This is a genomic window from Streptomyces corchorusii, from assembly GCF_001514055.1.
Lineage (GTDB): Bacteria > Actinomycetota > Actinomycetes > Streptomycetales > Streptomycetaceae > Streptomyces > Streptomyces olivaceoviridis.
The window spans coordinates 168,505-180,272 of the sequence record NZ_KQ948359.1 but is presented as its reverse complement, the minus strand read 5'-3'; the positions used below and the strand labels follow the sequence as shown (position 1 = coordinate 180,272).

Genomic DNA, 11,768 nt, shown 5'->3' with positions numbered 1-11,768 from the left:
CGAGTCCCGCACCTGACGGCGTCGCCCGCGCCACAGTGGGAAGACTGCGTACGAGGAGGCCGGGGACGGGAGGGCGGACGGATGACGGGGACCCCCTCGGGCCGGATGCGGCAGACCATCCTGGACTGGCTCAAGGACCCGTCGGCCCACTTCCCGGTCTCGCGCCGCCGCGACCCCGCCGAGACCGGCGTCACCGCGCGGGCCGTGGCCGCCAAGCTGGGCGTGCCCCGCCGGACCGCGCTCGCCCACCTCGACCTCCTCACCCGCCTCGGCGTCCTGCGCACCCGCCGGATCCACGGCCGCACCTACTACCGGCGCGACGAGATCCGCATCGCCGAGGTGGCCCGGATGTTCGAAAAGGGCTGGTGAAGGGGACGGCCACGGGCGGCTGCCGGCAGGGGCACCGACGGAAGGGACCGCACATGGACCGATCGGCGGCACTCGTACCGCTCCACTACGTCTCCCTGCGCGCCCGCGGCCCCGAGGACGTCGTCGCCGATGCGCACGGGCGCGTGCTGACCGGAGTGGCGGACGGGCGCATCCTCCGCGTCCACCACCTCGGCGACCCGCTCACGGTCCGCACCGAGGTGCTGGCCGAGACCGGCGGCCGTCCCCTCGGGCTCGAACTCCTGCCGGACGGCGACCTGGTGGTGTGCGACGCCGAACGCGGCCTGCTGCGCGTCAGCCCGCACGACAAAAGCGTCCGCGTCCTCGCGGACACGGTGGCGGGGGAGCGGCTCCGCTTCTGCAGCAACGCCGTCGCCCTGCCCGACGGCACCGTGTACTTCACCGTCTCCAGCCGCCGCCACCCCCTGGACCGGTGGATCGGCGACATCGTCGAACACACCGGGACCGGCCGCCTGCTCCGGCTCACCCCCGGCGACCGGGAACCCGAAGTCCTGCTGGAGGGGCTGCAATTCGCCAACGGGCTCGCCCTCGGTGCCGACGGCTCCTTCCTGGTGATCTCCGAGACCGGCTCCTGCCGGCTCACCCGCTGCCGGCTCACCGGCCCCCGCGCCGGACACGCCGAACCCTTCGCCGACCTCCCCGGGATGCCGGACAACCTCTGGCGCGAGGGTCCCGACGGGCCGCTCTGGGTCGCCCTGGCGAGCCCCCGTGTCCCCCCGCTCGGCCTGCTGCACCGCACCCCGCCGGCCGTCCGCCGCGCCGCCGCGCGGGCCACCGTCCACGCGCCGTACCGCCCGAGCGGGACCGTCGGCGTCGTCGCCGTCGACGACCGGGGCCGGACCGTCCACCACCTCACCCGCCGGCACTCCGGTTTCCGCATGGTGACCAGCGTGTGCGCCGTCGGCGACCACCTGGTGCTCGGCAGCCTCTGGGAGTCCGGTCTGGCGGTCTGCGCCCGGCCCGCCGCCCGCTGAGGCGGCGGTAGCCTGGTCCCGGCCTGGATCGTCCGCCGGGACAAGGGCCGAACAGGAGACCCACCAGCATGACCTTCCCGAAGACGGCGATCCGCGGCGCCCGGCCCCCAGCCGGCGGCGCCACCACGTTCTCCGCCTGCGCGGCCGGCCTCCGCACACGAGGTGTCCCTCCCGCCCCGGACAACACGCCGGACAAAACGGACAGTGGAGGTAAGAAGTCGTTGTGAACCGGCCGCTCGCCATCACGGGAGCCCCCGTCGGCGCGCCCCCGCGTCCCCTCACCGGCCGCGCCGTGCGGGCCCGCCACGGCTCGGTCTTCCCGCGGGGCGCCTTCGCCGCCCGGCCTTCCCCCGCGAGGCGCCGCGGCCGACCGAGGACGGCCCGGCCCTCTACGCTGCCCTGAACGTCGCGGCAAGCGCGCCGGCGGGTCTCGCGGCGGCCTTCTCGCCGGGGTCTCACCCGCCGGCGCCCGTGGGCCCAGGCGCTTGCCGCACGGCCGGGCACAGCAAGTACTGTCTACAGCAATGTCGACCAACTCTCCTCAGAACTGGATCCCATGAGCGCCATCTCCGTCGGTCAGGCCGTCGTCCTCGGAGTAGTCGAGGGGGTGACCGAGTTCCTTCCCGTGTCCTCCACCGGCCACCTGAAGATCGCCGAGGGGCTCATGGACATCCCCGTCGACGACAAGTCCGTCGTCGGGTTCTCCGCCGTCATCCAGGTCGGCGCCATCGCCGCCGTGCTCGTGTACTTCTTCAAGGACATCAAGCGGATCGTCACCGCCTGGTTCCGCGGTCTGACCAACCGCGAGGAGCGCTACCACCACGACTACAAGTTCGCCTGGTGGGTGATCGCCGCCACGATTCCGATCGTGGTGGTGGGCCTGGCCGCGAAGCCGCTGATCGACGGTCCGCTCGCCTCGCTGTGGGTGGTCGCCGGGTCGCTGATCGTCGGCTCGGGCGTGATGTGGGCCGCCGACCAGATGGGCCGGCACAAGCGCGGTGAGGACGACACGTCCTTCAAGGACGCGATGTGGGTCGGCTGCTCGCAGATCCTCGCCCTGCTCTTCCCCGGCTTCTCCCGCTCCGGCGCCACCATGTCCACCGCGCTCATCCTGGACCTGGACCGCGTCGCCGCGACCCGGCTCTCCTTCTTCCTCGGCATCCCGGCCCTGACCGGCGCGGGCCTGTACGAGCTGAAGGACGCCCTCGGCGCGGGCGTCGGCGCCGCCCCGCTGGCCGTCGGCACCATCGTCTCGTTCGTGGTCGCCTACGCCTCCATCGCCTGGCTGCTCAAGTTCGTCGCCAAGCACTCCTTCAACGCCTTCGTGATCTACCGGATCGTCATCGGCGTCGGCCTCCTCGGCCTGCTGGCCACCGGCACGCTCAGCAGCTGAGCCCGGCGGCCGAGCGAAGCCGCTGATCATCCACGGGGTGCGGATGCCTGAATTCAGGCGCCGTACCCCGTGAATGTTTCCTTACCGGATGCCTTGACAGCCCCTGCCCGCAAGCCGCAGGATCGCTCCCGTGAACCTGTCAGACAGCCAGACAGGTGGTCCGGCCCCGCGGCGCGTCAGCGCCATGGAAGCGGTGCTCGCCCACCTCCGCGACGCCATCGAGCGCGGCCGGTACGCCATCGGCGACAAGCTCCCCTCCGAGGCCGAGCTGTGCCGCACCCTGGAGGTGTCCCGGCCCGTGCTGCGCGAGGCGCTGCGCGCGCTGCAGACGATGGGCCTCACCGTGTCCCGGACCGGCAAGGGCACCTTCGTCGTCGCGAACACGGTCGAGGACCCCACCTTCGGCGACTACGCCGCCAGCGACCTGCTCGAAGTGCGCCGTCACATCGAGATCCCGGTCGCCGGATACGCGGCCCTGCGCCGCACCCCGGAGAACCTGGACCACCTGGCCCACCTGCTCGACCGCATGGAGCGGGAGACGGACACCACCGCCTGGGTCGCGATGGACACCCTCTTCCACCTCGCCGTGGCCGAGGCCGCCCAGAACCCGGTCTTCCGCCGGGTCATCGAGGAGATCCGCGACGCACTGGCGCGCCAGTCGGCCTTCCTCAACGAACTGGGCGGGCGCCGCGAGCAGTCCAACCGCGAGCACCGGGCGATCGTCGAGGCGCTGACCGACGGTTCCGAGCACGACGCCGTGGAGGCCATGAGCCACCACCTGGACCGCGTCGAGACGACCCTCACCGACATCGTGCGTCCCCAGCGGACGGACCCCCCTACGGAAGGCGGACCCGAGGCGTGAGCGAGCAGCACCTCAAAGACGAGACGCGCCCCTCGTCCGGCCATGTCGACGCCGGAGACGCCGGCTACAGCAAAGGGCTGAAGCACCGGCACGTCAACATGATCGCCATCGGCGGCGCCATAGGCACCGGCCTCTTCCTCGGCGCGGGCGGCCGGCTCGCCGACGCCGGCCCCTCCCTCTTCATCGCCTACGCCGTCTGCGGCGTCTTCGCCTTCCTGGTCGTCCGGGCCCTCGGCGAACTCGTCCTGTACCGCCCGTCCTCCGGTGCCTTCGTGTCCTACGCCCGGGAGTTCATGGGCGAGAAGGGCGCGTACACCGCGGGCTGGATGTACTTCCTGAACTGGGCGACCACCGGTATCGCCGACATCACGGCGGTGGCCACCTACACCCACTACTGGGGCATGTTCTCGGACATCCCGCAGTGGTTGATCGCATTGATCGCCCTCGCGGTCGTGCTGACCGTCAATCTGATCTCGGTCAAGATCTTCGGCGAACTGGAGTTCTGGTTCGCGATCGTCAAGGTCGGCGCGCTCGTCGTGTTCATGTGCATCGGCATCTTCCTGCTGGTCACCCAGCACCCGGTCGACGGCCACCACCCCGGCCCGTCCCTGATCACCGGCAACGGCGGCGTCTTCCCCAACGGCCTGCTGCCCATGCTGCTGATCATCCAGGGCGTGGTCTTCGCCTACGCCTCCGTCGAACTGGTCGGCGTCGCCGCCGGCGAGACCGAGAACCCCGAGAAGATCATGCCCAAGGCGATCAACTCGATCATGTGGCGCGTGGGCCTGTTCTACGTCGGCTCGGTCGTCCTGCTCTCGATGCTGCTCCCGTGGAACAAGTACTCCGCCGGTGAGAGCCCCTTCGTCACGGTCCTGTCCCACATCGGCGTCCCGGCGGCCGGCGGTGTGATGAACCTGGTCGTCCTGACCGCCGCCATGTCGTCGCTGAACTCCGGCCTGTACTCCACCGGCCGCATCCTGCGCTCCATGGCGATGAGCGGCTCGGCCCCCCAGTTCACCGGGCGGATGAGCCGCAGCCAGGTGCCGTACGGCGGAATCCTGCTCACCAGCGGAATCTGTGTCCTCGGCGTGGGCCTGAACTACGTCGTCCCCTCCGACGCGTTCGAGATCGTCCTCAACTTCGCGGCGATCGGCATCCTCGCGACCTGGGGCATGATCATGCTCTGTCACCTGCTGTTCTGGCGGAAGACCCGGAACGGCGAGCTGGCCCGGCCGTCGTACCGGCTGCCGGGCTCCCCCTGGACCGAACTCGTGACGCTGGCGTTCCTCGCCTCCGTCCTGGTCCTCATGTACGCCGACGGCGGCGCCGGACGCACCACCGTGCTCTGTCTGCCGCTGATCGTCGCCGCACTGGTCGCGGGCTGGTACGCCGTCCGCGCCCGTATGAACCGCACGTCCACCGGCGCCGACGCGTGACCCGCGTACCGGCCGACCCCGACCCCATGATGCAGGCAGTGATGCACAGCAGTTCCCCCCACAGCAGTTCCCCCGCCGACGCGCCCGTCGTCCGCGAACCCCTCCACGCCCCCGTCGCCCACCTCGTCCGCGGCGGGGTCGTCGAGGGCATCCACTACGGCTCCGTCGTCGTCCTCGGTGCCGACGGCCAGGTGCGCTTCCAACTCGGTGACATCGAGGCGGCGTTCTACCCGCGCTCGGCCCTCAAACCCGTCCAGGCCGTCGCCATGCTGCGGGCCGGGCTGCCGCTCGACGGCGAACTGCTGTCGCTGGCCGCCGCGAGCCACTCCGGAGAGGAACGCCACCTCGCCGGCACCCGCCGCATCCTCGAACTCGCCGGTCTCACCGAGGACGACCTGCGCAACGTGCCCGACATGCCGTTCGACCCGGTCGTCCGGGACTCCTGGGTCCGCGAGGGCCGGCTGCCCTCCCGGCTCGCCCAGAACTGCTCCGGCAAGCACGCCGCCATGCTGTGGACCGCCAAGCTCAACGGCTGGTCCCTGGACGACTACCTCGCCCCGGAGCACCCGCTCCAGCAGGCCGTCGCCGCCACCGTCGAGGAGCTGACCGGCCAGCGCGTCGCCCGGGTCACCGTCGACGGCTGCGGCGCGCCGCTGTTCGCCGTCTCCCCGCACGGCCTCGCCCGCGCCCTCGCCCGGATCACCTCCGCCGAGCCCGGCACACCCGAGGCCCGGGTCGCCGACGCGATGCGCGAGCACGCCGAGATGGCCTCCGGCTCCGGACGTGACGTGGCCGCGCTGATGCGGGCCGTGCCGGGGCTGCTGGCCAAGGACGGCTTCGAGGGCGTGCAGGTCGCCGCGCTGCCGGACGGCCGGGCCGTCGCGGTGAAGATCGCCGACGGGGCGAACCGGGCGCGGATCCCGGTCGCCGCGGCGGCGCTCGCCCGCGCGGGCGTCGATCCCGCCCTGCTCACCGAGTTCGCGGGGGAGCCGCTGCTCGGGGGCGGGGAGCCGGTGGGATGCGTGCGGGTCGTGCGCGCGCTGGACCCGGTTCCGCTCACCGCCTGCGCGTAACTCCGCCGGATCCGCCGTCGCGGACCCGCGGGCCCGTCGTGGCTGATCGCGCAGTTCCCCGCGCCCTTTTCAGGGGCGCTTCCACCTCCGCACCTCAGGAAGAGGACCGTACCCTCATGACCGCCGCCACCCGCAGCGAACACGATCTCCTCGGGGACCGCGATGTGCCCGCCGACGCGTACTGGGGTGTCCACACCCTGCGCGCGACGGAGAACTTCCCCATCACCGGCACGCCGATCTCCGCCTACCCGCACCTGATCGACGCGCTGGCCGCGGTGAAGGAGGCCGCCGCCCTCGCCAACGAGGAACTCGGGCTGCTGGCGCCGCGGAAGGCGGCGGCGATCGTGGCCGCCTGCCGGGAGATCCGGGCCGGGAAGCTGCACGACCAGTTCGTCGTGGACGTCATCCAGGGCGGCGCCGGCACGTCCACCAACATGAACGCCAACGAGGTCGTGGCGAACCGCGCGCTGGAACTGCTCGGCCATGCCAAGGGGCAGTACACGCATCTGCACCCCAACGAGGACGTCAACCTCGGCCAGTCCACCAACGACGTCTACCCGACGGCCGTCAAGGTGGCGACGATCTTCGCGGTACGTGGACTGCTCAAGGCGATGTCCGTACTCCAGGACGCGTTCGCCCGCAAGGCCGTCGAGTTCCGTGACGTGCTCAAGATGGGCCGTACACAGTTGCAGGACGCGGTACCGATGACGCTCGGTCAGGAGTTCTCCGCGTTCGCCGTCATGATCGAGGAGGACCGCAGCCGTCTTGCCGAGGCCGTCGAGCTGATCCATGAGATCAACCTCGGTGCCACGGCCATCGGCACCGGTCTCAACGCCCCCGCCGGCTATGCCGAGGCGGCCCGCCGGCACCTGTCGGACATCACCGGCCTGCCGCTGGTCACGGCGGCCAACCTGGTGGAGGCCACCCAGGACTGCGGCGCCTTCGTCCAGATGTCGGGCGTCCTCAAGCGCATCGCGGTCAAGCTCTCCAAGAGCTGCAACGACCTGCGGCTGCTGTCCTCCGGCCCGCGCGCGGGTCTCGGCGAGATCAACCTGCCGCCGGTGCAGGCCGGTTCGTCGATCATGCCGGGCAAGGTCAACCCGGTCATCCCCGAAGTGGTCAACCAGGTCGCCTTCGAGGTGATCGGCAACGACGTCGCCATCACCATGGCCGCCGAGGCCGGACAGCTCCAGCTCAACGCCTTCGAGCCGATCATCCTGCACTCCCTGTCGGAGTCCGTCACGCACCTGCGGACGGCCTGCCTGACCCTGGCCGAGCGCTGTGTGTCCGGCATCACCGCCAACACCGAGCGGCTGCGCGCCACCGTCGAGAACTCCATCGGCCTGGTCACCGCGCTCAACCCGCACATCGGCTACACCGCCGCCACCGACATCGCCAAGGAGGCCCTGGCGACCGGCCGTGGCGTGGCCGAACTGGTCCTGGAGAAGGGCCTGCTGCCCGCCGAACAGCTCACCGGACTCCTCCGTCCGGAGGTCCTCGCGGGCAGCGGGACCACGCCGGCGGCCTGACCCGACGGCACCCGCGGTCCGGCCCGTCCTCCCGGCCGGACCGCGGGTGCCGTCCCACCCGGGAACCCCGCCGTCGGGCACCGTCGCGAAGGGAGCCGCCGACGCCCCGGAGCGCCCCGGCGCCAGGGGTGCGGCATGATGACGATCATGTCCTCGCAGTTCCAACCGGTCCTCGATCGCATCATGGCGGAGATCGATCGCACTCCCGGGCGCGGCCGGTCCGCCGACTACATCCCGGCGCTCGCCGCCCGCGACCCGCGCCGGTTCGGCATGGCCGTCGCCGAACTGGACGGCACGGTGTACGGGGTGGGGGAGTGGCGGCAGCCGTTCTCCACGCAGTCGATCACCAAGGTCTTCACGCTCGCCCTGGACCTGGCCCGCGAGGGCGACGAACTCTGGGAGCACGTGGGCCGCGAGCCCTCCGGCAACCCGTTCAACTCCCTGGTCCAGCTGGAGTACGAGAACGGCATCCCGCGGAACCCCTTCATCAACGCGGGCGCGCTCGTGGTCACCGACCGCCTGCACACCCGTACCGGGGACGCGGCCGGCGAGCTGCTGTCCTTCCTGCGCGCCGAGAGCGGCAACCCCGATCTCGGCTTCGACGAGGAGGTCGCCGCCTCCGAGACCGCCCACGGTGACCGCAACGCCGCCCTCGCCCACTTCATGGCGTCCTACGGCAACATCGACAACGAGGTGCCGGTCCTGCTCGACCAGTACTTCCGGCAGTGCTCCATCGCCGCCTCCTGCGCCGACCTGGCCCTCGCCACGGGCTTCCTCGCCCGGCACGGCATCCGCGCCGACGGCGGCCGGCTGCTCAGCCGCAGCCAGGCCAAGCAGGTCAACGCGGTCATGCTGACCTGCGGCACGTACGACGCGGCCGGCGACTTCGCCTACCGCGTCGGCCTGCCCGGCAAGAGCGGGGTCGGCGGCGGGATCATCGCCGTCGTACCGGGCCGGTGCACGCTCTGCGTGTGGAGCCCGGGCCTGGACGAACGCGGCAACTCGGTGGCGGGTGTGGCGGCCCTGGACCGCTTCACGACCCTGACTGGGCTGTCGGTGTTCTGAGCGCGTCACCCTCCGGCAGGGGGCGGGGCAGCCGACCCGCGAGGGGACCCGGATCCGGGCGAAGCCCCGGGGAGCCCGACGCGCCACGACGGACCGGCACCGGGCATCCGGCCGGGGCCCACCACGTGCCAGTCATACCCCGGCCCCCGCCCGGCAGGGCTGTCGTCTCCTTCCGGCCACCCGGCGTCGACACGCTGACCGGGTGTTGTCCATGGCGTTCCCCGTCGATCTCCGCCGCTGCCAGGTGATGGGCCTGGCCGGCACCGCCTTCCTCGCGCTCGGCGGTGAGACGGCCGGCGCCCTCCCCGTCCGGGACCTCCTGGCGCCCGCCTCGGCGCAGGCCGCGCTCGGCCTGGTCGGGGTGTACTTCGGGGTCGTCCTGCTCATCGCCGCCTGGGTGCTCCTCGGCCGGCTGGTCCGGGGTCCCGAGCCGCCCACCCCGCGCGCCCTGCTGCTCGTCCTCGCCGTGTGGGCGGCCCCGCTGCTGCTCGCCCCGCCGCTGTTCAGCCGGGACGTGTACAGCTATCTCGCGCAGGGCGCCATGGTCGACGCCCACATGGACGTCTACGCCCACGGCCCGGCGCGGCTCGGCGGCCCGCTCGCCGACGAGGTCGCCCCGATGTGGCGGCACACCGGCGCCCCCTACGGCCCCGCCTTCCTGGCCCTCGCCTCGGCGCTGTCCGCGCTGACCCGCGGCGAGGTGCCCGCCGGCCTGCTCGGCATGCGCCTGGTCGCCCTGCTCGGCGTGGCCCTGATGGCGCTGGCGCTGCCCCGCCTCGCCCGGCACAGCGGTGCCGACCCGGCCGCCGCCCTGTGGCTCGGCGCCCTGAACCCGCTGGTGCTGCTGCACCTGGTCGCGGGCGCCCACAACGACGCCCTGATGCTCGGCCTGCTCGGGCTCGGCCTGGTCGCCGCGCGGGGCCGCGGGCCCGTCCTCGGCGGCGTCCTCGTCACCCTCGCCGCCCTGGTCAAGGCACCGGCGCTGCTCGGCCTGCCGGTCGTCGTGGCCCTGCGGGTCCGCTCCGGCCGCCGTCCGCTGCCGGCCGCGCTGACCACGGCGGCGGCCTCCGCGGCGACGACGGTCGCCGCCACGGCCGTCGCCGGCACCGGCTACGGCTGGATCGGCGCCCTGGACACCCCGGTCTCCCCGCACAACTGGGCGCTGACCAGCCTGCTCGGCCGCGCCACCGGCGCCCTGCTCGCCCACCTCGGCAGCGGTCTGGCCCCGCTGGCCGTCCCGGCCTGGCACCTGCTGGGCCTCGCGGCCACCGCCGTCGCCGTCCTGCTGATCTGGCTGCGACTACGGCCCCGGCCGGTGTACGCGCTGGGCCTGAGCCTGCTCGCGGTCGCCGTCTTCGGCCCGGCGATCCGCCCCTGGTACGTGCTGTGGGGGCTGTTCCTCATCGCCGCCGCCGCGCCCAGTACCTCGGTACGGCACCGGGTGGCCGCCCTGGCGGGGGTGCTCGCCCTCGCCGTACTGCCCAGCGGTGGCCCGGCCGACCTCGGACAGCTGGTGCTCGCGGTCTCCGGCGCGGCGCTCGGGGTGGTCGTCCTGTGGCAGGCCCACCAGGCGGCCCGGGCCCCTGTTCCGGGGCGCGTGGCATGACGGGCCGGTGGCGGGGGCCGGGGCTGCCCGGACGGCTGGGAGAGCCGGGGCCGCGTACGGACCGGGGCCGGCTGCTGCTCGTCCTGCTCCTCGCGGCGGCCGTGACCGTGTTCACGGCCACCGTGCCGCTGCTGCGCGGCTTCTTCGACCTGCGGGTGTACTACGGCACCGTGCACACCTGGGTGCACCACGGCGGCCGGATCTACGACTACCGGGTGCCGGGCACCGCGTACGGCTTCACGTATCCGCCGTTCGCCGCCGTCGCCATGCTGCCGCTGGCCCTGCTCGGCCGGACGGCGGCGATCGTGGTGTCCCTGCTGGTGAACCTCGCCGCGCTCGCGGTGGTCCTGCGCGTCCTGGCCGGGCCGCACCGGCGTCGGCACGGCTGGTACCGGTGGGCGCTGTGCCTGTGCCTGCTGGCCCTGTTCGAGCCGCTGCGGGACACCGTCAGCTTCGGCCAGGTGAACCTGGTGCTGCTCGCCCTCGTCCTCGGCGATGCCTGGCTGCTGGCGAGCGGCCGGGGCCGCTGGGCGGGCGCGGGGATCGGGCTAGCCGCCGCCGTGAAGCTCACCCCCGCCCTCTTCGTCGGCCTGCTGCTGCTCGCCGGGCGCCGGCGGGCGGCCGGCACCGCGACGGCCGTCGCCCTGGCCGCGACCGCGCTGGCCGCCTGGGCGGATCCGGCGGCCTCCCGCTTCTACTGGACCGAGGCGCTCTGGGACACCGGCCGGGTGGGCCGCCTCGACTACGTGTCGAACCAGTCGCTGCAAGGGGTGCTGGCCCGCCTCGGTGAGACCGGCCGCCCCCTGTGGGCGACGGCGGTCCTGCTGACCCTCTGCGTCTGGGCGTGGCGCGCCCGGCGGGCGGTCGCGGCCGGCGACTGGGCGGCGGCGTTCGCGCTCACCGGTGCGGCGGCCTGCCTGGTCAGCCCGATCACCTGGGTACACCATCTGGTGTGGCTGCTGCCCTCCTTCGCGGTGCTGGTCCGCGCGGGGCACCCGCGGGTCGCGGCGGCCCTGTACGCGGTGCTGTGCACCAGCGTGGTGTGGCTGTGGTTCGACGACGCCTCCGGCCTCGACGGGTTCCTGGGCGGCAATCTCTACACGTGGATCTCGCTGGGCCTGCTGCTCGGCCTGCCGGTGGGTCAGTCGCGGGCCCCCCGGTTCCCCTTGGCCCGCAGCACCAGCGCCACGGCCCCCGCGCCGAGCCCGGACAGCCCCGCGACGACGGCGGTGCCGGACCAGTCCGAGTCGTCTTCCGGTGCCACGGCCGCCGCCACCGGCGTCGCGGACGCCGCCGGCCGGGAGGAGTGCGGTCGCAGCCCGTCCAGCGAGCCGACCGGGTCGACCCGCCCGTCCGCCGCGAAACCCCAGTCGAGCAGGGAGCGGGCCTCCTCGTACACGGTGAACCCGCCGCCGGCCTGAG

10 protein-coding genes are annotated in these 11,768 nt (G+C 73.1%); all 10 read left to right on the top strand.

Annotated features, from left to right (window positions below; all coding sequences use genetic code 11):
- The first annotated feature begins 81 nt into the window (after positions 1-81).
- Positions 82-369, top strand: coding sequence for a helix-turn-helix domain-containing protein (locus tag AQJ11_RS24265; protein WP_014670925.1), 288 nt, complete (start codon positions 82-84; stop codon positions 367-369).
- A 53-nt stretch (positions 370-422) separates the two neighbouring features.
- Positions 423-1,382, top strand: coding sequence for an SMP-30/gluconolactonase/LRE family protein (locus AQJ11_RS24260; protein WP_059264359.1), 960 nt, complete (start codon positions 423-425; stop codon positions 1,380-1,382).
- 556 nt (positions 1,383-1,938) lie between these two features.
- Positions 1,939-2,775, top strand: a complete 837-nt coding sequence (locus AQJ11_RS24255; RefSeq protein WP_014670923.1) for an undecaprenyl-diphosphate phosphatase — start codon at positions 1,939-1,941, stop codon at positions 2,773-2,775.
- Between the two features lie 130 nt (positions 2,776-2,905).
- Positions 2,906-3,637, top strand: a complete 732-nt coding sequence (locus tag AQJ11_RS24250; protein WP_078611689.1) for a FadR/GntR family transcriptional regulator — start codon at positions 2,906-2,908, stop codon at positions 3,635-3,637.
- Positions 3,634-5,073, top strand: a complete 1,440-nt coding sequence (locus tag AQJ11_RS24245) for an amino acid permease (RefSeq protein ID WP_014670921.1) — start codon at positions 3,634-3,636, stop codon at positions 5,071-5,073. Before AQJ11_RS24250 ends, AQJ11_RS24245 begins: the two co-directional genes overlap by 4 nt.
- 41 nt (positions 5,074-5,114) lie before the next feature.
- Positions 5,115-6,146 carry an asparaginase gene (locus AQJ11_RS24240; protein ID WP_244218333.1) on the top strand — a complete coding sequence of 344 codons (1,032 nt, stop codon included), beginning with the start codon at positions 5,115-5,117 and terminating at the stop codon, positions 6,144-6,146.
- A 116-nt stretch (positions 6,147-6,262) separates the two neighbouring features.
- On the top strand, positions 6,263-7,675 hold the full coding sequence (gene aspA / locus AQJ11_RS24235) for an aspartate ammonia-lyase (RefSeq protein ID WP_059264358.1): 1,413 nt from the start codon (positions 6,263-6,265) through the stop codon (positions 7,673-7,675).
- A gap of 135 nt (positions 7,676-7,810) precedes the next feature.
- Positions 7,811-8,740 carry a glutaminase gene (locus AQJ11_RS24230; protein WP_014670918.1) on the top strand — a complete coding sequence of 310 codons (930 nt, stop codon included), beginning with the start codon at positions 7,811-7,813 and terminating at the stop codon, positions 8,738-8,740.
- Between the two features lie 211 nt (positions 8,741-8,951).
- Positions 8,952-10,346, top strand: coding sequence for a polyprenol phosphomannose-dependent alpha 1,6 mannosyltransferase MptB (mptB, locus tag AQJ11_RS24225; RefSeq protein ID WP_059264357.1), 1,395 nt, complete (start codon positions 8,952-8,954; stop codon positions 10,344-10,346).
- Positions 10,343-11,767: a glycosyltransferase family 87 protein gene (locus tag AQJ11_RS52440; RefSeq protein WP_059264356.1), complete on the top strand. Its 1,425-nt coding sequence runs from the start codon at positions 10,343-10,345 to the stop codon at positions 11,765-11,767. The genes mptB and AQJ11_RS52440 overlap by 4 nt, the downstream gene beginning before the upstream one ends.
- Position 11,768: the final 1 nt, after the last annotated feature.